This is a genomic window from Campylobacter taeniopygiae (assembly GCF_005406225.1).
Classification (GTDB): domain Bacteria; phylum Campylobacterota; class Campylobacteria; order Campylobacterales; family Campylobacteraceae; genus Campylobacter_D; species Campylobacter_D taeniopygiae.
The window spans coordinates 1-20968 of the sequence record NZ_NXLY01000001.1 but is presented as its reverse complement, the minus strand read 5'-3'; the positions used below and the strand labels follow the sequence as shown (position 1 = coordinate 20968).

General features: G+C 28.4%; 20 protein-coding genes. All 20 read left to right on the top strand.

The genetic code is table 11. The features are described 5' to 3' along the window. Positions 1-217 precede the first annotated feature (217 nt). The 20 genes from CQA75_RS00085 to CQA75_RS00005 all read left to right on the top strand — a co-directional run bounded on the left by CQA75_RS00085 (position 218) and on the right by CQA75_RS00005 (position 20816). Positions 218-4081: a hypothetical protein gene (locus CQA75_RS00085; protein ID WP_137623038.1), complete on the top strand. Its 3864-nt coding sequence runs from the start codon at positions 218-220 to the stop codon at positions 4079-4081. Between the two features lie 37 nt (positions 4082-4118). Continuing rightward, a complete protein-coding gene (locus CQA75_RS00080; protein ID WP_137623037.1) occupies positions 4119-4988 on the top strand; it encodes an ankyrin repeat domain-containing protein in 870 nt (289 codons plus the stop codon). Between the two features lie 15 nt (positions 4989-5003). After that, on the top strand, positions 5004-5333 hold the full coding sequence (locus CQA75_RS09080) for a hypothetical protein (RefSeq protein ID WP_171000055.1): 330 nt from the start codon (positions 5004-5006) through the stop codon (positions 5331-5333). 14 nt (positions 5334-5347) lie between these two features. Further along, positions 5348-5587, top strand: a complete 240-nt coding sequence (locus tag CQA75_RS09075) for a hypothetical protein (RefSeq protein WP_171000054.1) — start codon at positions 5348-5350, stop codon at positions 5585-5587. Between the two features lie 133 nt (positions 5588-5720). Then, complete coding sequence (locus CQA75_RS09070) at positions 5721-6314, top strand: BspA family leucine-rich repeat surface protein (protein WP_171000053.1); 594 nt, start codon at positions 5721-5723, stop codon at positions 6312-6314. A gap of 48 nt (positions 6315-6362) precedes the next feature. Continuing rightward, entirely contained in the window at positions 6363-6920 is a 558-nt protein-coding gene (locus tag CQA75_RS09065; RefSeq protein ID WP_171000052.1) for a hypothetical protein, read from the top strand. A gap of 14 nt (positions 6921-6934) precedes the next feature. Beyond that, positions 6935-7573, top strand: a complete 639-nt coding sequence (locus CQA75_RS00070) for a BspA family leucine-rich repeat surface protein (RefSeq protein WP_137623036.1) — start codon at positions 6935-6937, stop codon at positions 7571-7573. 261 nt (positions 7574-7834) lie between these two features. Then, positions 7835-8260: a 50S ribosomal protein L13 gene (gene rplM, locus CQA75_RS00065; protein ID WP_137623035.1), complete on the top strand. Its 426-nt coding sequence runs from the start codon at positions 7835-7837 to the stop codon at positions 8258-8260. A 1-nt stretch (position 8261) separates the two neighbouring features. Beyond that, positions 8262-8651 carry a 30S ribosomal protein S9 gene (rpsI, locus tag CQA75_RS00060; RefSeq protein WP_137620190.1) on the top strand — a complete coding sequence of 130 codons (390 nt, stop codon included), beginning with the start codon at positions 8262-8264 and terminating at the stop codon, positions 8649-8651. A gap of 117 nt (positions 8652-8768) precedes the next feature. Continuing rightward, on the top strand, positions 8769-9725 hold the full coding sequence (locus CQA75_RS00055) for an OmpA family protein (protein WP_137623034.1): 957 nt from the start codon (positions 8769-8771) through the stop codon (positions 9723-9725). Further along, positions 9722-10369, top strand: a complete 648-nt coding sequence (locus tag CQA75_RS00050) for an HAD family hydrolase (protein WP_137623033.1) — start codon at positions 9722-9724, stop codon at positions 10367-10369. Before CQA75_RS00055 ends, CQA75_RS00050 begins: the two co-directional genes overlap by 4 nt. Before the next feature lie 77 nt (positions 10370-10446). Then, on the top strand, positions 10447-14007 hold the full coding sequence (gene nifJ, locus CQA75_RS00045) for a pyruvate:ferredoxin (flavodoxin) oxidoreductase (RefSeq protein WP_137623032.1): 3561 nt from the start codon (positions 10447-10449) through the stop codon (positions 14005-14007). 8 nt (positions 14008-14015) lie between these two features. Then, positions 14016-14354 carry a transformation system protein gene (locus CQA75_RS00040; protein ID WP_407920013.1) on the top strand — a complete coding sequence of 113 codons (339 nt, stop codon included), beginning with the start codon at positions 14016-14018 and terminating at the stop codon, positions 14352-14354. Further along, a complete protein-coding gene (mshL, locus tag CQA75_RS00035) occupies positions 14332-15750 on the top strand; it encodes a pilus (MSHA type) biogenesis protein MshL (RefSeq protein WP_137623031.1) in 1419 nt (472 codons plus the stop codon). Before CQA75_RS00040 ends, mshL begins: the two co-directional genes overlap by 23 nt. Next, entirely contained in the window at positions 15743-16339 is a 597-nt protein-coding gene (locus CQA75_RS00030) for an ATP-binding protein (protein WP_137623030.1), read from the top strand. The genes mshL and CQA75_RS00030 overlap by 8 nt, the downstream gene beginning before the upstream one ends. Further along, complete coding sequence (locus CQA75_RS00025) at positions 16336-16917, top strand: CDC27 family protein (RefSeq protein ID WP_137623029.1); 582 nt, start codon at positions 16336-16338, stop codon at positions 16915-16917. Before CQA75_RS00030 ends, CQA75_RS00025 begins: the two co-directional genes overlap by 4 nt. Beyond that, complete coding sequence (locus CQA75_RS00020) at positions 16910-18466, top strand: GspE/PulE family protein (protein ID WP_137623028.1); 1557 nt, start codon at positions 16910-16912, stop codon at positions 18464-18466. The genes CQA75_RS00025 and CQA75_RS00020 overlap by 8 nt, the downstream gene beginning before the upstream one ends. Beyond that, entirely contained in the window at positions 18453-19631 is a 1179-nt protein-coding gene (locus CQA75_RS00015) for a type II secretion system F family protein (protein WP_137623027.1), read from the top strand. The genes CQA75_RS00020 and CQA75_RS00015 overlap by 14 nt, the downstream gene beginning before the upstream one ends. Positions 19632-19801: 170 nt before the next feature. After that, positions 19802-20218 (top strand): glycosyltransferase, encoded by a 417-nt coding sequence (locus CQA75_RS09060; RefSeq protein ID WP_171000049.1) that lies wholly within the window; start codon positions 19802-19804, stop codon positions 20216-20218. Positions 20219-20321: 103 nt separating this feature from the next. After that, positions 20322-20816, top strand: coding sequence for a hypothetical protein (locus tag CQA75_RS00005; RefSeq protein ID WP_171000051.1), 495 nt, complete (start codon positions 20322-20324; stop codon positions 20814-20816). Positions 20817-20968 lie beyond the last annotated feature (152 nt).

Genomic DNA, 20968 nt, shown 5'->3' with positions numbered 1-20968 from the left:
GATTGAAAAATTAAAAGTATTCTAAAGCCGCATTTTTCTAAGAGTTTAAAAATATTATTTAAAAATCAATCATTTTCTTACTATATTATTTAATAAGTTAAGCACTATTGAAATATAAACAGAAAAATAATTTTAAACTTGTCAAAATATTATAAAAAGATGATAAAATAAAAAGCTTTGTATCAATGGCTTAATGGTTTAATATAAAAGGATGAATATGGATTTTTATACTATGCATGAAAAAAATGGTAAGCTTTATTTCGAGATAGAAGGGGATAATCTATTTGAAGATTTTTTGGAACTTATGAGTGAAAAAAGTGTATTTAATGTGCATAAAGAAGGAGAAAATACACTAACAATCAATTCCGTTGAAATTACTTGGCTTTATGAAAATAAAAAGAATATCATTATGGCAGAGTCATCACTTTTTGCTAAAGGTACAATCGAGTTTGCTTTGGAAAATTACAAAATAATTTTCGAAGAAGAAAATAAAATACATGATGAACAAGATAATGAAGAAAATGAAAATTACAGTGATGTTGATAATTTCAAAGAATTTCATGGGCCCACTCATTTACATAGCATTGACTTAAAGGACATGTTTAAGCTTGCAAGACAAATGGATGAGATGATGAATTATTATCAAGATGAATTTGAACAAAATGAAGAAATGGATCCTAAGGAAAAATCTTTAAGAAATTATCTAGAAAATTATAAACACAATGCTTTAATAGGTGCTTTAAGTCTTACTCAAGAGGAATTTATCAAACTTTCTTCAAAAGATTTTAAAAGAGTGCAAGACTATATCGATGAAGCTTTGCAAGAGGATGTTTTAAAGCATTTTGATATTTGCAAGATAGATGATGCTAATTTGACAGTGTTTAAAGTAAAACCTTTAATGCAAGAATTAAACATTAAAACAAATTTCATAAAATCTAAAAATCCCATTACAAAAAACATTAAAGAGTATTTTTTTGATCTTTTAAAAGCTGGCGCATTTGTATATGCTGGAGATTCTGAAAGGATTGCAACAGTATCACATATTTATTATTTTTTACAAAGAGAGCTTTGTGAGAAATACAATGAAAAAAAGAAAGCTTTAGTATTTAATAATCAATTAATTGAAGATTTTTGCTCCTCTTTGCCTAATTATAAAATTTTAAATAAAGTTAATTTGGCTTTGCAAGGCTGTCGGGTAACACGAGGTAAAAATCGTATTTTAATGCTTGATGATATTGAAGATTTATATGAAGATTGGGACAAAGAAGAATATATAGAAGTTTTTATAACAGATAATAAAAATGGAAGAAAACTTATAGCCTATGATGTATATGATTTAAATTTAAGCGAAGAAGAACTAAACCAAAAAATCGATATTTTTAAGGAACAAGTTAAGCAATTTGGAGAGCAATTTAATTTTGATACAATAGAAACTTTTTTAAGCGAACGTTTTCAAGAAGAAAGCGATTCAGATCCGCTTAAAGATAATGAAGATATAAATTTAGACAATGAAGATAATCAAAATCCAGATTCCAAAGATGAAAACGATGATATTAAATTCATTCCTTTAAGTCTTGAAGAACAAAAAAATATAAGAGAAATTTTGAATTTAGATGAAAGTAAAAATATTGAAAGTTTCCACCAAAAGATTATAAATAAAATCTTTTCTGATATATTTGAAAGATTGTGCGGCGAGAGTTCATTGGCGAATAGTATTTTAGATGATGACACTATGTATAATTTAATCCATGATCAAATTTTTGAATTTGTAATGGGAAAAAGTGTGAGTAAAAATACTTTTAAAAAGATCAATATCCTTACTTTTATGCCTGTTTTCAAAACAAAAGAAGATGAAAGATATTACACATTGGAAGTTGAAGACAAACGCATTGCCTTTAAATTGAATCAAGATTCTTTTAAAACTTTATTAAAATGTGGTGTGGTTATTACAGAAAAACATTTAAAGCAATTAAAAGAAGCAAAGGATCTTTTTGCTTTATTGCATAAATTAAATGTTAAATTCTTTAATGAATATTTGCACGTTCATAAAGGACAAAAATGCACCACAAGAAAAGGCGGCCTTATTTGTTTAAATGATTTAAGAAAAATAGATGATTTGGAAGATTTTTTACAAAGCCATCCACGCTTTGTAATGTTAGAACAAATTTTAGAAATTCTAACTCAAATAAAAGACTTAAATTCATCACAAAAAGAAGAATTTTTACAAAATTATGATTTTAAGAATTGGGAATATGAAAATAATGAAATTTTTATTTATGACAAAGTAGAAACAAAATATAACAATAGCATGCGATTTATCAATAGCAAAAAAGAAAACCGAAAACCAAAATCGGAGATCCGTTTGCTTGCTCATACTCAAATAGATTGTAATGAGCAAGAAATAGAAGAGCAAGCGGTAGAATTATTTGAAGGATTTTCACAAAATGAAGCAGAATTTGCTCTCATTATGATTTTAGATTATTTAAATATGGTGCAAGAATCTGAATTTGATAATATTTTAGATGTTAAGATAATAAAAAGTCCTCAATTTCATGCAAATACGAATTTTTATCAAAGTTTAGATGAATTTTTAAAGAAAGAAGAAATATTTAATATCGTTTTTATCCGTGATAGTAATGAAATTTTTTATTATCTAAGTAAAGTTTTTAGAATATTAAGATTTAAGATAAATTTTAATTTTTGTCTCAAAAATACAGACACAGAGCTACAAGTTTTTGTTATAGAAAATGAGCAAAACAAAAATTTAAAAACAGCTTTATTGATTGGTGCTAGTGTTGAAGAAATTGGAATATTGAAATTTATAAAAGAGAAAAAATTTAATAAAAATGCCCTTCCATTTATGGCCAATTTATATGTTGAAATAGATGGGGCAATGGCTTTAAATTCTTGTTTTTATCAGGGTCGTTATACTCTAAAATATAAAGATGAATTTATAGAAATCGACAGATATATAGGTCATATTTTTTCTTTTTGCGAGGATTATTTTTCAAAATATTTAAGAAGTGATTTGAAAAAAATCGTTGTTGGTTATATGGTTAGAGAGCTAAGCGAAAAATATGAATACGATGGAGAAGAATATGAAGAAAAATATGATGAAAAAGAATATGAAGAATTTAAATGTTATTTTGATGAAAAATTTCCATCTTATATTGATTTTTATACAAATTTTTGCAGTAGTCTTTTTGTTCATGAAAAGGATGATGTGCTTTATATTATGTTTTGCAAAGATAAAAAGATATATACTAATTCTAGCTTAGAATATGATTTTAAATATATCGATAAAGTCATAAGAAAATATTTTCCATTTTGCACACAGGAATTTAAATCTTATTCTAGTCCTTATACATTTTGCGGTTTAAAAACGTCTTATATACAAGAAGAGCTTCAAATAGAAAAATTAAAGATTAATAAAAATGAATTTGAATCTGAAAATTTTATTTCTTTAGAAAGTGCAAAATTGGCTAAAAATTTGTATGATAATTTAAAACCTTTTGATGGATTAAATGCTTTAAAATTTTATGAAGAATTTAAGAAAATTTATTTAACCCCTATGCAATTTTTAAAAGAAGAAGATAAGGAATATACAGAATTTGAGATAGATATAAGTATTCATGATGAATCAAAAAGAGGTTATATTAGCTTTCGTTTTGAGAAAGTATTTAGAACTTTCCTTGAAGATGAATATATAGCGGGTAGTTTGAATATGGTTATCAAATTTCGTAAAACTAGCGAATCTAAATTCAAATCTCAATCTTATTCTAGCCTCGACAACGAAGGCGAATTTGTAAAATTTGCGGGCTTAGAAGAAGTGGAGGAATTGGAAGATTTGGAGCTTAGTTATCAAGATCATGAAATAAGAAATAAAAAGATTTTCGAATTTATAGAGCAAAATAATGCTTTTAAACATTTTTTTTATGATGAAAATTATAAAGAATTTGAAGTGTCTTTTAGTAGCGCACATCAAGATTGCGATGTTGTTTGGATTGATAATGTATTTACATTACAAGAAAACAAGCAATTATCATTTTTGGATAAAGTTACATCTTTTTTTAAGAAATAGAAAGTAACATTTTAAAAATGCAAAAAAGGAAAAACAAATGAAAACTTTAGAAGAAATTCAAGCTATGGATGAAAAAACGGCAACGGAGATAGGTTGGGAGTTTTTTGATCTTATTAAAGATAATAAACTTAAAGAGGTGAAAGAGTTTTTAAAAGATTATCCCGTGCCTGAAGTATTTTTAGAGAAATGTTGTAAGACATATTGGTGTGATCATCCTATACCTTTTTTTAGCCCTAGTTCTACTTTAGCTTGGGCAGGGATTGCTTATGATAAGAGTCAAAGTTTTGAAATGATGGAGTATTTTGAGAGTTTAGGACTTAAAGCTGATGATGAGTGTTTAGGAAATAATGCCCTTACTGATTATATTGGAGTGGGTGGAAAAAATAAAAAAATGATTGATTATTTTTTTAAAAAAGGATGTAAATTTGAAGTTTATGATGAAGAAGGTGCCACCCCTTTGCATTCTTGGATATTGCTTGGCGATCCTGAGTCTGTAAATTCTTTAGAAGTGGCTTTACAATTTGGTGCTGATGTAAATATGAGAAGGATTGAAACAGAACATGAACACAGTTATATCGATGCAGGAAAAACCCTTTTACATATAGCTGCAAGATCTAAGAAAAAACCTGTTGGAACTTGTTTGGAAATTTTGATCAAATATGGAGCTGATGTCAATGCTGCTAATTGCACTATCAATAAAACTAAAGATGATAAAATCAATTATTTTGAACCTGATACTCCATTAGATAGAGCTATTTCTTTTGGGATAAATAAAAATAAAACAATCTTAAAAAAAGCAGGTGCTAAGACTTGGGAACAATTGGTTAAAGAATACAATATTGATACGAGTTTAGAGAGACCAGAACAAATTAAAATGTATGAAGAAAGAAGAAAGATAAAAAAATAATAAAAAGGAGATATTATGGAATTTGATGTTGAAATTTTAGACAATCTTGAGAATTTTAAAGAATTCTTAAAAACAAAACCTAGCAAAGAAGTTTTACAGGCTATTAATTCTCATTTAGAGGGTTTTTTAAGTGATGCGTATGATCATATCGATCCAGAAGAATACGAAGTAGCTTTTGAAGAAGAAACAGGAATATCTTATCATGATGCTACTGAGGAAGAATTTGATGAGTGGTTTATTGCAAATGTACTTTGCTTTGAAGATTTAAGTGAGATTTGCAAAATTCTTCGATCGCTTTTAGGGGCTAAAGATTTAGATAAAGCTTTGGAAAATTTAGCAAAATAAGCGATAAAAGGCTTTTGGAGGCTATAAAAAATGCTAGAGCACTTGAAGCGGTGCGTTTGATAAATGAAAATCCAAATATTGCAATCACTAAAGATGCTATACAAGCTTGTGAAAAGTTTTTAAATTTATTTTATAAAGAATTTTTTGATGATAAATATAAGGCTCCAAAATCTTTTTATCGAATTGCATTGATTAGAATAAGGGAAACTCTCGAGTCAGATATAGCTGCTGCAAAAAGCTGTAAATACTTGTAGTATTGCAAGGTTAAAAGAGTTATTAAAGTCTATACTAAATGGTAAAAATGCAGAAGAGGCGCTTAAAAGTTCCAATTTTTCCAAAGTACTTTTTGGTAAAAAACCAGCTATACAAAATCAACTTTATTGTCCAATGAATAATATAGAACTTATATTTTTAGTAGAATATGCGCAAGATAAAGAAGATTATCTTATCGCTAAAGTAGCCCTAGATTGTATTAATTTAATATATCTTAACTCACTTGAAAGTGCTTTTATGTACAGAGAAAGATTTGACGGGATAGAATCTTGGGATGTTTCGCATATTAAAAATTTCTCTGATTGTTTTTATCATTGTGAAAATATGAATGTTGATTTAAGCAAATGGGATGTAGGAAAAGGTCAAGATTTTGATAGAATGTTTTCTGGATGTAATAATTTTAATTGCGATATAAGCTCATGGAATATGGGTAAGGTTAGAGATATGGATAATATGTTTTGTAACTGTAAGGAATTTAACCAAAATCTTGATGCTTGGAAAATCTCAACCGAAATCTTAAGAAAAAATAAAAATATTTTCAAAGGATGTCCTTTGGAAAAAAATCCTCCGATTTGGTTGAAAGAATTCAATGAAGCGATCAATGCAGATACCGGAATATTAGCGATTTTAAATCTTATAGAAGATAATAGAGATAAAGATCATAAGGAATATTTTAAATCTTTTAGTACGCAAAAAGAAAGATTATGATTATGCAAAGCATTAAAAGTTTTTCAAAATACAAACGCACAGAAAAAAATGAACGATATGGAGCTTGCTAAAATATATAATGAGATAATGCATTTATCGTACCATAGTATTCATGATCTTTATATACGTTGTAGTTGTGAATGTATTTGTATTGTACCTTTTGAAATTATAGAAAATATCGTTAAACTTGCTGAAAATACAAATTTTCTCTTAGAATCTAAAGAAGTTGAAGATTGTCTTAAATGGGCATTATCAAATGGTCGTGCAGATATTGGGAAGCTTTTAATAAGTTATGGAGCGAATTACAAAGAACTTGTCAAAAGCGCACGATTTTTGGGTATATATTGGGCAGAATCTATGCGTTTTGATTTTTATTTTATGGGTAAAGAAATAGATTTTGATATATTGGAAAAACGTGAAGAAGAAAGATGTGATATACTGAAATTGTATATACAAAATGGTGCAGATTTTAAGCATTTATTTTTTGCTCATGTGGATATTGCAAAAAATATTTTAACGAAAAATTATTTTAAATTTGAAGAAACCTTTTTAACTGTAGAAAATTCCATGTATGAAAAAAACCTATACCTTCGATATTTGCATTAGTTGAGTTAATAAGATTGGATCACTATACGAGCGATCTTTATTTAAATAAAACTTTGCTAGAATATATGATATTTTTAGGCAGACACAAAAATATAAAAAGCCCAGATAATGATTATGATAAACGCTTTGTGAATTTGGATTTTACTCAGTATTTAGTTCAATACGTAGATCTTGTAGAAATGTATGAGAGTAAAAAAGATTATTTTATTTTACTTTTAAAATTCATCGATATTGCAGAAAAGATTAAAAATAATCAAAAGGTCAAAATAGATGATAAAAATTTACTTAAAATGCTTGTCAAGATTGATGAGATTAATTTAGGGCTTTTGGATGTAAGCAAACTAAAAGACTTATCTAAAGTTTTTGAGCGTTCTTATCGTAAAGATTACAGCGGGATAGAAACCTGGGATGTAAGTAAGGTAACAAATTTTAATTCTTGTTTTAAAGAGGCAATTTATTTTAATCATGATATAAGTACTTGGAATGTAAGCAAAGTAATTTCTATGGAAGAAACTTTTCGAAAAGCTATTTGTTTTGATCAATGTTTGGATAATTGGGAGCTTGCAAATTTAAAAGAATGTAAAAATGCGTTTTTAGAATGTCCTTTAAAGTATAATCCATCAAAGTGGTATAAAACGAAAACAAAACAATAAACAATATTGATTTATAAGATATTTAATAGGAAATTAAAGAATTAATTTCCTAGTTTTTTATTGAGGTGAATTAAATTTATATCTTATTTTGCAATAATATTGCGGGTTTATTAAAATTATTTTTTTATATAAGGTTTAAATTGTATAAAAAATAAACATTTAGCATAATTTTATTATTTCTTTATTTAAACTTAAATTAAGTAAATATTAAGATTATTTTTTATACAATCACATTTTAAATTTTTGGCAAAGGTAAAAAATATGACAAAGATAACAAAGCCAAACGAAGTAAAGCGAGAATGGATTGTTTTAGACGCAGAAGGAAAAAGATTTGGTCGTCTTTTAACCGAAGTAGCGACAATTTTAAGAGGTAAAAATAAACCTTGTTTTACACCTAATGTTGATTGTGGAGATTATGTAATCATTATCAATGCATCAAAAGCTATATTTACAGGTGCTAATAAGGCTGAAGATAAGCTTTATCATAGACATTCTGGATATTTTGGAAGTGTAAAAAGTGAAAAATTTGGAGATTTACTTCAAAAAAATCCTGCTAAATTATATAAATTAGCAGTTAGAGGTATGCTTCCTAAAACAAATTTGGGTAGAGCAATGCTTAAAAAACTAAAAATATATGCTGGCAGTGAGCATCCACATACAGCACAAATTGCTAAAGAAGGAAAATAATATGGCAACAACATATGCAACAGGTAAAAGAAAAACCGCTATTGCAAAAGTTTGGGTAAAACCAGGTAGTGGTAAAATCAGCGTTAATGGTGTTGATTTAAATACTTGGCTTGGCGGACATGAAGCTATTAAGCTTAAAGTGGTTCAACCTTTACTTGCGACTAAGCAAGAAACTTCTATGGATATTAAAGCGACTACTCTAGGTGGTGGTTATAGTGCACAAGCTGAAGCTTTAAGACATGGTATTGCAAGAGCTTTAGCGGCTATGGATGCAGATTTTAGAGCCTTATTAAAACCAAAAGGACTTCTAACAAGAGATAGCAGAACTGTAGAACGTAAAAAATACGGTCGTCGCAAAGCAAGAAGAAGCCCACAATTTTCTAAACGTTAATCTTTACAGCGAGAATTTTCTCGCTGCTTATTTTTATACTTTAATTATTTCTCTCTTTTTCTATTTTTATGTTATAATCTTTACATTTAAAATTTATTATCAATTGAAGGATTTTTTATGAAAAGGTTATTATTGGGTTTAGGTTTAGTAAGTACTTTATTTGGTGCCGATCAAAATATTAAATTTGAAGTGACTCCAACTTTCAATTATAATTATTTTGAAGGTAATTTGGATATGAAAAATCGTTATGCCCCTGGAATTCGACTTGGCTATCATTTTGATAATTTTTGGCTAGATCAAGTGGAATTAGGTTTTGAGTATTATTCTAATGTAAAATATGCTAATACTCATGAAACTACAGATATATCTAGAACTTATTTAAATGCGATCAAAGGATTTGATTTAAATAAAAGATTTTATTTTTATGGTCTAGCTGGAGGTGGTTATGAGAATTTTTCTAATGCTGCCTATGATAATAAAAGCGGCGGATTTGGACAATATGGAGCAGGAATTAAATTTAGTTTAAGTGATTCTTTAGCTTTAAGACTTGAAACAAGGGATCAAATTAATTTTAATGATGCTAATCATAATTGGGTTACAACCTTAGGTATTAGTTTTGGTTTTGGTGGAGAAAAAAAACAAAGTGTAAAAAATGAATCCAAAACTAGACAAATTGAAGAAAATACACAAGCAGAAACATATGTACTTGATGAAAGTGGCAAACAAAAAGTAATTTCCTTAGAGGGACATTTTGGGTTTAATAAAACTAATATCAATCCAGTTTTTAGCCAAAAAATTAAGAAAATTGCTAAAATCCTAGATGAAAATAAAAATTATAATACTATACTCGAAGGACATACTGATAATATAGGTTCAAAAGCTTACAATAAAAAACTTTCACAAAAACGTGCGCAAAGTGTTGCTAAAGAGCTTGAAAAATATGGAGTTGATAAAAATCGTATTAAGACCATAGGATATGGTGAAGAGCACCCAAGATCTAGTAATGCAACTAAAGAAGGAAGAGCTGATAATAGAAGAGTAGAGGCTAAATTTATACTCAAGCAAAAACAATGAAATATACTATTTTATTTGATTTAGATGGCACTTTGATAGATTCTACAAATGCCATCTTAAATTCATTCAAGGATGCCTTAAGATTTCTTAATTTGGATGTAAAAGAAGATGAAAAAATTAAAGATCTTATAGGCCATCCGTTAAAAAATATGTTTGCGATGCTCTATCCTCATTGTTTTAATTTGATCGATGAATTTGCTAAAATTTATCGTGAATGTTATTCTAAAATTTATTTAGAACAAACAACTTTACTTCCAAAAGCTGATCAAGCTTTACATCTTGCTTATGATTTTGCTGATTTGGGTATAGTGACAACTAAGGGTGGAACTTTTACTCCTATTTTGCTTGAATCTTTAGGAATTAAAAAATTTTTTAAAACTTTAATTACTCTTGATGATGTTAAAAATCCAAAGCCAGATGCAGAACCTATACTTTTAGCATTGGACAAATTAAACAAAACTCAAGAAAATGCTTATATGATTGGCGATACTATTTTGGATGTACAAGCATCTTTAGCGGCTAATATCACTCCTATCGCTTTAAGTTGTGGTTATGGCGATGAGAATGAATTAAAGAGATATTCTCAAATTTTTCCAAATGCGTACGAAGCAATTTGCCATATACTAAATATTAAACAAATTTGAAGTTTTTGTTAAACACCTTTTAAGAGAATTCGTAGTATAGTCTTGCTGATAAAAAATATTGATTAAGGAAGGTCTTAATGAGTAAAGTAATGAAAACTATGGATGGAAATGAAGCTGCTGCTTACGCAGCGTATGCTTTTACAGAGGTAGCTGGTATTTACCCTATCACTCCAAGTTCCCCTATGGCAGACTATACCGATATATGGGCTGCTGCAGGAAAGAAAAATTTATTTGGAGTGCCTGTAAAAATTGTAGAAATGCAAAGTGAAGCAGGTGCGGCAGGTAGTGTTCACGGATCGTTACAAGCAGGTGCTTTGACAACAACTTATACTGCATCTCAAGGTTTATTATTGAAAATTCCAAATATGTATAAAATTGCAGGACAACTTTTACCTTGTGTTATACACGTTGCAGCACGTTCTTTAGCATCTCAAGCTTTATCGATTTTTGGGGATCATCAAGATATTTATGCAGCAAGACAAATTGGTTTTGCGATGCTTTGTTCTCATTCTGTTCAAGAAACTATGGATTTAGCCGGAGTAGCGCATTTAGCTGCGATTAAAGGTAGAGTTCCATTTTTACATTTCTTTGATGGTTTTAGAACAAGTCATGAAATTCAAAAAGTCGAAGTGATGGATTATGAACATTTTGATAGATTGTTAGATAGAAAAGCTCTACTTGAATTTAGAAATGGTGCTTTAAATCCAGAGCATCCAAAAACACGCGGAACAGCGCAAAATGATGACATATATTTCCAAACTAGAGAATTAGCAAATCGTTTTTATGATGCTTTGCCAGATGTTGTTAATGAATACATGCAAGAAATTTCAAAAATTACTGGTAGAGAATATAAACCATTTACTTATTATGGACACAAAGAGCCAGATCGCATTATTATTGCTATGGGTTCTGTAACTCAAGCTCTTGAAGAAGTTGTGGATTATTTAAATGCGAAAGGTGAAAAAGTTGGTGTTTTCAAAGTTTATCTTTATAGACCATTTAGCTTAAAATATTTCTTTGATGTAATGCCAAAATCAGTTAAAAAAATCGCAGTGCTTGATAGAACTAAAGAGCCAGGTAGCTTAGGAGAACCACTTTATCTTGATGTAAAATCAGCTTTCTATGGAAGAGAAAATGCACCAATTATTGTAGGTGGAAGATACGGACTTTCTTCTAAAGATGTCGATCCTGCACAAATGATCGCTGTATTTGAAAATTTAAAACTTGATAACCCTAAAAATGGTTTCACAGTAGGTATTGTCGATGATGTAACTCATACATCTTTACCAACCGGTGAAAAAATTTCTCTTGGAGACGAAAGTACAATAGAATGTTTATTCTATGGTTTAGGTGCCGATGGAACAGTAGGTGCTAATAAAAACTCTATTAAAATTATCGGGGATAAAACTGATTTTTATGCACAAGCTTATTTTGCGTATGATTCTAAAAAATCAGGGGGTTATACAAGAAGTCATTTGCGTTTCTCTAAAAAACCAATTCGCTCAACCTATCTTGTATCAACACCTCACTTCATAGCCTGTTCAGTAGCAGCCTATCTCGAACTTTATGATGTATTAGCAGGAATTAGAAAAGGTGGAACTTTCCTTTTAAATAGTATTTGGAGTGCTGAAGAAACCATCAGACAAATTCCTGATTCTGTTAAAAAGACTTTAGCGGAGAAAGAAATTAATTTCTACATCATCAATGCAACAAAATTAGCACGTGATATAGGACTTGGTAATCGTACAAATACTATTATGCAATCAGCATTCTTTAAACTTGCAAAAATCATTCCTTATGAAGATGCGCAAAAATATATGAAAGAATTTGCTTATAAATCTTATAGTAAAAAAGGCGATGCTATTGTAGAAATGAATTACAAAGCTATTGATGTAGGTGCAGATGGACTTGTAAAAGTAGAAGTAGATCCTAGCTGGAAAAATCTAGAAATCAAAGAAAAAGAACAAACTAATGCTTACAAAGGTACTGAATTTGTTGAAAAAATCGTTAAACCTATGAATGCCGCTAAAGGTGACGATTTACCGGTTTCAGCGTTTTTAGGTCACGAAGATGGAAGTTTTGAACACGGTACTACCGAGTATGAAAAACGTGGTGTAGGTGTTATGGTTCCAAGATGGATTGAGGCAAATTGTATCCAATGTAATCAATGTGCTTCTGTATGCCCACATGCGGTTATTAGACCATTCTTAATTAATGATGAAGAAATGGCGAAAGCTCCACGGGGAGTGAAAGAACACGCTTTAGAGGCTAAAGGAACTAAAGGTGAAAAACTAAGCTTTAAAATTCAAGTTTCTCCTCTTGATTGTACAGGTTGTGAGCTTTGTGTTCATGAGTGCCCAACTAAAGAAAAATCATTAGTTATGGTTCCACTTCAAGAAGAAATGGATTTTGGAGAGCAAGAAAATGCTGATTATTTATTTAAAGAAATCACTTACAAAGATGAAATTTTAAATAAAGAAAGCACAAAAGGCGCACAATTTGCACAGCCATTGTTTGAATTCCATGGTGCATGCCCAGGTTGTGGTGAAACTCCTTATATTACCTTGATCACAAGATTATTCGGGGAAAGAATGATTATTGCTAATGCAACAGGTTGTAGCTCAATTTATGGTGCTTCAGCTCCTTCTACTCCTTATAGAAAAAGTGTTAAAAATGGACATGGTCCTGCTTGGGGTAACTCTTTATTTGAAGACAATGCAGAATTTGGTTTAGGGATGAAGGTTGCTACTGAAAATACAAGACACCGCATTGAAGCCATTATGAATGAAAATATGCAACAAGTGCCTAATGCTTTAGCAGCGCTTTTTAAAGATTGGATTGCAAATAAAAATGATAGTACTGCTTCAGTTGAAATTAGAAATAAATTAGTTCCAATTTTAGAGCAAAATAAAGATATTAAAGCAGTTCAAGAAATTCTAGATTTAAAACAATATTTAAGCAAAAAATCTCATTGGATCTTTGGTGGTGACGGTTGGGCTTATGATATTGGATATGGTGGCCTTGATCATGTTTTAGCAAGTGGTGAGAATGTAAATATCTTAGTACTTGATACTGAAGTTTATTCTAATACTGGAGGTCAAAGCTCTAAATCATCTCGTACTGGTGCTGTAGCACAATTTGCTGCTGCAGGTAAGCCTATTCAGAAAAAAGATTTAGGTCAAATTGCAATGACTTATGGTTATATTTATGTAGCTCAAGTTAATTCTGCTGCAAATTATAGTCATTTGGTTAAAGCACTGGTTGCAGCTGAAGCTTATGATGGTCCTTCTTTGGTTATTTGTTATTCTCCTTGTATAGCACATGGTATCAAAGGTGGTCTTGGTTATTCTGGGGAGCAAAGTGAGCTTGCTACAAAATGCGGTTATTGGCCACTTTATACTTTTGATCCTCGTTTAGAAGAGCAAGGAAAAAATCCATTAACCTTAGCTGGTAAAGAGCCTGAATGGGATCTTTATGAAAGCTTTTTAATGAATGAAGTTCGTTACAATGCTTTGAAAAAATCAAACCCAGATCATGCAAAAGAATTGTTTGAAAGAAACAAAAAAGATGCGCAACGTCGTTATAGACAATTAAAACGTATTGCTATGGCTGATTTTAGTAACGAGTTAGAAAACTAAAATTTGCAATGCAAAGATTTTTTTGTGCCATTTGTTTGTTTTTTACTTTTTTAATGGCACAAGATGATTTTGAAGAATATTTCAGATCTTTAAATTCTAAATGCGATGTAGATCTTGAAAATCTTCAAAATCCTTTCTTAAATCCTACCCTTGAGAAAATCAAAAAACTTAATATAGCAGCTATCATGCTAGATCAGGTAAAAATCAATAATCATTGGTATAAAAAAGGTGATAGAATTGACGGTGCTTTGATTGTTGAAGTCAATAAAAAAGATATAGTATTACAATACGATAATTTAAATTTTAAAATCAATTTTAAAACCAATGCTAAGATTAATATTTATTAAGATCTTATTTTTTACTCAAATTCTTTATGCTTTAGATTGCCAAAAACGTTTATTTGATATCAATATCCATGAAAATACAAGTTTGGAAGAAAGTCTTAGAGAACTTGCAAATTATTGTTCATTTAGTATTATCGTAAAAGATAAGATCGCTAAAGAAAAATTAAAAACCATTCAAAATGATATTAATATACATCAAATGAGTTTAGATGAGATTTTTAATCTTTTTATCAAAGAGCATGATTTATTTTATGAATTTAACGGCAAGGTTTTGAAAATTTCAGCCTTAAAAACAAAGATTTTTAAAATAAGTTATATCACTTCAGTTAGAGAAGGTCAAAGTATCACTAAAGCTTCAGTGGATGCAAAACCAAGGCAAAGCGAATTTAAAACTTCATCTGAAGATAATGAAGATAATATGATTAAAAGCATGGAAAAATTTGATTTTTGGCAAAATATAGAAAAAGAAATCACTATGTTGCTTAATTCTTCTCATGAAAGCTATGAAATAAAAGCACCCATAGTCAATTCAAATGCTGGAATTATAATAGTTGCAGGCACTCATTCTCAATTAGAACGCGTTAGAGAATATTTGCAAAAACTTGAAAATCGTTTAAAAAAGCAAGTGATTATTGATGTTAGTATTATCGCTGTAAATCTAAGTAAAAGCCATTCTAGCGGCATTAATTGGCAAAATTTTAATTTGGATTTTAATTCCAAAACAAAAAGTGGTGAAAATTCTTTTATTCATTTTCAAAATGGACAAAGTTTTGTGAAAAATTTAGGTTTTAGGGCAAATTTAAATTTTGATTCTATTATCAACTTTCTTTCTCAAAATGGAAAAACTTATGTACTTTCCAATCCTAAACTCATGGCTTTAAATAATCAACAAGCTATTATTTCAGTTGGGGATACGATTAATTATCAAGTTAAAGAAAGTTCCAAAGGAACAGAAAATGGAACAACGGTGAGTGAAAGTTATAGTAATTATTCTATTTTTATAGGAATTTTGCTTAATATTTTGCCAGAAATTTCTGATGATGGTAAAATAATGCTTAGAATCAACCCAAGTTTAAGTGATTTTAAATATCCAGAAGATAAGAAAAGACAAAAAGAGCCACGCACTATCGCTCCAGATACAATCCAAAAAAAGCTATCAAGCGTTGTTCAGGTTGAAAACAATCAAACTCTTATTTTGGGTGGGCTTATTTCAAGAAATAATGGTGAAAATAAGCATTCTGTTAATTTTTTATCCAATATCCCCTTAATAGGAGCTTTATTTAAATCTGATGAGGAGATATCGGATGTAACAGAAATTGTTTTTATCATAACACCTACCATAGTTGATAATGCTAATTTTCCAAGTCTTAGGGAGTTAGGATTTAAACATTATGAATAAAATTGTGGATTTAAGGAGAGAAATTTTTTCAAAGATAAATGAGAGTTTAAAACATAAAACCTTGATTTTAATTTGTGGTTTAAGTGGGAGTGGCAAAAGTGTTTTACTGCAAAGATTAGCAAAATATCATGACATTGATTATATCGATGAAATTTTTTCAGATGAGAAAGAATTTAAAGACATCGTTAAAAAAAGAAAAAAGGATGTTTTGATACTCGATGAAGTGGGTATGTATGAGGAAAAAATATTAGAACTTATTCGAATTTATAGTGATCAAATGAGTTTTATATTGAGTTCTCATAAAAAAATAGATCTTTTTGAAAAAGATTATTTTAAAAGTCGCTTCGAGACAATTTTTTGGCTTGAAAAGCTTAATATTAAAGAGCTTCATCAATATATTCAATTAAAATTCAATATTGATTTTTCCCATAAAGCAATGAAAATAATAATGAAATTTTACAAAGGAAATTTAAGATATGTTGATAAAATGCTTAAAAGTTTTTGCGAACTCAATCTTTATTTTAAAAACACAAAAAGTCAAGATTATGTACTAAAACTTTGTGCTTTAGAGAATGGATTTTTAAAATGAATTTGCAAGAAAGAGTGCGTGATCTTGAAAGTGCCTATAAAAAATATTTGCTGAAAAAATTTTTTAAAAATTTATTTTATCTTCTTTTTATCGGTTTGCTAATTGGCATTATTTTTTTCATTGTGCAAAATCATTATAAACAAAAATCAATATCTTTAGAAGCTTTAAATTATAAAAAAGAGTTGGAACAAAACATCATAAAAGCTAAGATCTTGCAGGAAAAAAATAAAATAATAAGAGAAAAACTCATACAAGAAAATAATCATACCATCTCTAAGATACAAATTGATTCTAAAGTATTTAATATTGCTAAATTAAAAAATAATTTTTATAAAAATCCTAGCTATGAAAAGGCTTTAATTTTATCTCGTGAGTATTATAAGATGAAAGATTATAACAAATCTATTTTTTGGGCGTTAAAAGCTAATGACATAGATAAAAAAGCTGAGGATTCTTGGTTGATATTTGCTAAGGCTAAAATAGCCTTAGGTCATAAAGATGAAGCTAAAAAAGCTTTAGATGCTTATTTGGATTCTTATGGATTTATTGAATTTGATAAAGAGTTAAAGAATGATTGATCAAAATTTATTTGAGGATTATTTAAATCAAAAAATAAATCTTGATCAAATTTATCAAAATTTTAACATACAAAGTGAAGATTTTTTAAAGAAATTAGCCTCTTTTTTAAATATGAAATTTATTGAGTTAAATGAATTTGATGAAAAATTTTGTGAAAATTTTCCTTTTAATATGCTTTTAAAATTTCAAGTTTTGCCGATAAAAAATGAGAATATTTTATATGTAGTCAGTGCAAAACCTTGTTCTTTGGAGCTTTTAGAACAAATAAAAATTTTTACAAATATTGAAAAAATAGAAATTGCACTTGCTGATGAGTTTAAAATTTTAAAATTTTTAAACATTCTTCGTATTAAAGATGAGTTAAAAAAATTAAGTATCAAACTTAAACTTGAATGGCAAGAGGGCGTAAAAGAAAACCAAACTTGTATCAGTCAAATTTTTTATTTTATCCTTGAAGAAGCGCTTAAAATAAATACGAGTGACATTCATATAGAATCTAGGATTAATGATGCTTTGATAAGATTTAGGGTGGATGGTATTTTAAAGAAATTTGTTGATCTTGAAAAAGATATTTATGAAGCTTTGATTTTTCATATTAAATTTTTAGCCCATTTGAATGTAGCAGAATCAAGAAAAGCTCAAGATGGTAGTTTTGAGTTTAAATTTAAAGAAGAAAAATACGATTTTAGAATTTCATCTTTGCCTTTATCAAACGGTGAGAGTGTGGTTATAAGGATTTTAAAGCACAATAAAGAAATTTTAGAGCTTGAAAAGTTAAATTTAGGAAAGAAAAATATTGAGATTTTAAAAAAAGCTTTAAAATCTCCTCATGGGATGATTTTACTTACAGGTCCAACAGGAAGTGGTAAAAGTACTACTTTATACGCTTGTTTAAATGCATTAAAGAGTATAGAAAAGAAAATCATCACGGCAGAAGATCCTATAGAATATAAAATGCCTTTAATTCAGCAAATTTTACTCAATCCTAAAGCAGGATTTGAATTTAATAATGCTTTAAGGGCGATTTTAAGGCAAGATCCCGATATTATTATGATAGGCGAGATTAGAGATGAAGAAAGCCTCGATATAGCTTTAAAAGCTTCTTTAACCGGACATTTGCTTTTAAGCACTTTGCATACAAACGATGCGCTTTCTACGATAGATAGACTTTTAGATATGAAAGCAAAACCTTATTTAATCGCTTCTGCACTTAGTTTAATTATCGCACAACGTTTAGTCAGAAAGCTTTGTCCAAGATGCAAACAAAAAAGCACTAAATACAAGCAATTTCAAGGAAATTTTTTTGAGGCTAGGGGTTGTGAGTATTGTCATCAAAGTGGATTTATAGGTAGAGAATTGGTTGGTGAGTGTTTAAGGGTGGATGATGAAATTTCTCAAGCTATTAGAGAAAACAAAAGCAAGAGTGAAATTTTGGCACTTGCGAAAAATAAAGGCTTTCAAAGCATGTTTGAGCAGGGTTTGCAAAAAGCAAGAGAAGGTATTACGAGTATAGATGAGCTTTTAAGGGTTTTAAATGAAACTTTATGAGCTTGAAATCATTAAGGCGCAAAAAAAGTATAAAAAACTCATCAGAGCTGAAAATTTAAACACTGCACAAGCTAAAGCTTTGGATAAAAATTGGAAAATTATCAGCATTAAAGAAAAACAAAATAGCCATTTAAAAAAAATAAATAGTGAATATTTCATACTCTTTTTTAAAGAATTAGCCTTGCTTTGCGAAGCTGGATTAAGCATACAAGAAGCCTTTAAAGAGCTTGTAAAAATTCATTCTTTTAAAGGTATAAGCAAAGTTCTTGATAATTTGCTTTTAGGGCAAAATTTAAATCTTGCTTTTGAAAACGCTAATTTTGGGTTAAATTATGCAGAATTAGCCCTAATAAAAGCAGCACAAAACACTGGAAAATTGAGTGAAAATTTTTTGCAAATTGCTACGCTTAGAGAAAAAAGCTTAGAAAATAAAAAGAGATTTAAAAAAGCTATGAGATATCCTTTGTTTGTTTTTGTTAGTGTTTGCGTGGCTTTTATTTTTTTGATGCTTTATGTGATACCTAATTTTAAAGATTTATTTGAAAATTTAAATATTAACTTGCCTTTCATAACTACCATCATGCTTCAAATTTATGATTTTTTACAAAATTATATCGCGATATTTACCTTTTTATCGGTGTTTGTTTTTATCTTTGTTTATTTTATGTATAAAAAATCTTATTTTTTTGCTTATATTTGCGATTTTATCTTTTTAAAAATACCTTTATTTTCAAATTTCATTATTTATAGTCAAAATTATTATTTTTTTATGGTTTTTTCTTTACTTTTAAAAAATGGAATTTCACTTTCTAAGGCTTTTAATTTAGCGATTTTGGGACTTGAAAATAAGCTAATTATTTTAAAATATAAAAAACTTTTATCTTTTATGGATTCTGGACTTGAAATTACTCATGCTTTTAAGAAAATAGGTACATTTGATCCTTTGGTGCTTTCTATGTTAAATATTGCGATGAAAAGTTCTAAACTTGAATTTTTAACTGAGGAAATTTCAAAATATTATGAAAACAAAATGCAAAATCTTATGGATAGATTTTTAGTTTTACTTGAACCTTTAATGACTTTATTTGTGGCAATACTTGTTTTATTGCTAGCCCTTGGTATTTTTCTGCCTATATGGGAACTTAGCTCTGGAGTAAGTTATTAAATTAATTGTTTTTAACTAAGCTATAAATTTTTCTAGTGTAGAACTAATTTATTTATTAATTCAACGTTGGTTATTTGGTTAAAAATTTTTTATAAAGTTTAAATTTGTAATTTTGTTTTTTTGATAAAATAAGTTTTTTAAAATTATAACAAAAAATTCAAGGAATTTCTATGGAAAATGTAGTTTTGCTTGGCGGAAGCAATTCTGTAATGATAAATGGTCTGCAAGGAGGCTTAAGAGAAGGTATTAATGAAATTAACAATCACAAAAAAGATTTAAAATTTTATAATTTCGTTATTGGAGGCTGTACAGCTATTCAAAATCTTTACGAAATAATTAGACATAAAGAAATTGTCAATAGTGCAAATTTAATAATTACGGAATCCAATGTTAATGAAATCCACAATCATGGTTTAACTCCAGAAAAATTAAGTCTGAAATTAATTTATAGACAATTAAGTTGGTTTTACAAAGAGCTTTTTGCTCTAAAAAAAAGAGTTTTAATTATTATCTTTCCGGAATACTGTGTAAAAAATCGAAATATTCATATTTTAATCAACAATCTACATAAAAAATTTGCAAATTAAGTATGGTTTTAACATTATAGATATTCAAAATTATTATAATATTAAAAATTTAGAAGAATTTGGAAAAAGATATGATGGCGGCGGGCATTCATTTGGATTCATCATGAGAAATCTTGGAATAAATATTATAAAAAATATTGATTATTTTCAACTATCGAAATTTATAGACTGTAAAAACGATAATCCTAAATTTAAAATTTGCACTCCGGTAGATATGAAATTAATTGAAGGTAATTTAAAGTTAATTCATATTAACAACTCCGTATATGATGAAAAAATTTACAGAATAAATAATATCACAAAGCTAAAATTTCCCGATTTGTTAAATCATTATACTTTATTGGCTTTTCATAGCTGGAATAATAAAGAAGACAGGAAGGAAAATTTTAACATTCCGCAAAATTGGAATCAATGCATAAAAACATATTCAAGCATTATAATACAAAGTAAAACGCAAATTCTTACAAAAGAAATGGCTTTTTTAAATCAATTTATTAATATAAATAGCATAGATTTTAAAATCGATAATGAAACGATAATTACAAATAATAACGTGAATATTATACTAATGTTGCAATTTGGGATAATAAAGCGATAAAAATAGACAATAGTGATATTATTGCTTTCTTTCTTGTCTCTCCAGAGGGAAACTATCACAATGAAGACATTGACTTTGAAAGTTTAGTCGAAGAAAACATAGAAATTGATAAAGAATATAATTTTAATCATCTTATACCTCCAATAGAGTGG

Excerpts from the sequence above, each read along its gene's own strand:
- CQA75_RS00030 (WP_137623030.1), top strand. The coding sequence starts at position 15,743 with ATGAATAAAATTGTGGATTTAAGGAGAGAAATTTTTTCAAAGATAAAT.
- CQA75_RS00085 (WP_137623038.1), top strand. The coding sequence starts at position 218 with ATGGATTTTTATACTATGCATGAAAAAAATGGTAAGCTTTATTTCGAG.
- nifJ (WP_137623032.1), top strand. The coding sequence starts at position 10,447 with ATGAGTAAAGTAATGAAAACTATGGATGGAAATGAAGCTGCTGCTTAC.
- CQA75_RS00005 (WP_171000051.1), top strand. The coding sequence starts at position 20,322 with ATGAGAAATCTTGGAATAAATATTATAAAAAATATTGATTATTTTCAA.
- CQA75_RS09060 (WP_171000049.1), top strand. The coding sequence starts at position 19,802 with ATGGAAAATGTAGTTTTGCTTGGCGGAAGCAATTCTGTAATGATAAAT.
- CQA75_RS09065 (WP_171000052.1), top strand. The coding sequence starts at position 6,363 with ATGAACGATATGGAGCTTGCTAAAATATATAATGAGATAATGCATTTA.
- CQA75_RS00040 (WP_407920013.1), top strand. The coding sequence starts at position 14,016 with ATGCAAAGATTTTTTTGTGCCATTTGTTTGTTTTTTACTTTTTTAATG.
- CQA75_RS09080 (WP_171000055.1), top strand. The coding sequence starts at position 5,004 with ATGGAATTTGATGTTGAAATTTTAGACAATCTTGAGAATTTTAAAGAA.
- rpsI (WP_137620190.1), top strand. The coding sequence starts at position 8,262 with ATGGCAACAACATATGCAACAGGTAAAAGAAAAACCGCTATTGCAAAA.
- CQA75_RS00025 (WP_137623029.1), top strand. The coding sequence starts at position 16,336 with ATGAATTTGCAAGAAAGAGTGCGTGATCTTGAAAGTGCCTATAAAAAA.
- rplM (WP_137623035.1), top strand. The coding sequence starts at position 7,835 with ATGACAAAGATAACAAAGCCAAACGAAGTAAAGCGAGAATGGATTGTT.
- CQA75_RS00080 (WP_137623037.1), top strand. The coding sequence starts at position 4,119 with ATGAAAACTTTAGAAGAAATTCAAGCTATGGATGAAAAAACGGCAACG.
- CQA75_RS00015 (WP_137623027.1), top strand. The coding sequence starts at position 18,453 with ATGAAACTTTATGAGCTTGAAATCATTAAGGCGCAAAAAAAGTATAAA.
- CQA75_RS00020 (WP_137623028.1), top strand. The coding sequence starts at position 16,910 with ATGATTGATCAAAATTTATTTGAGGATTATTTAAATCAAAAAATAAAT.
- mshL (WP_137623031.1), top strand. The coding sequence starts at position 14,332 with ATGCTAAGATTAATATTTATTAAGATCTTATTTTTTACTCAAATTCTT.
- CQA75_RS00050 (WP_137623033.1), top strand. The coding sequence starts at position 9,722 with ATGAAATATACTATTTTATTTGATTTAGATGGCACTTTGATAGATTCT.
- CQA75_RS09070 (WP_171000053.1), top strand. The coding sequence starts at position 5,721 with ATGAATAATATAGAACTTATATTTTTAGTAGAATATGCGCAAGATAAA.
- CQA75_RS00055 (WP_137623034.1), top strand. The coding sequence starts at position 8,769 with ATGAAAAGGTTATTATTGGGTTTAGGTTTAGTAAGTACTTTATTTGGT.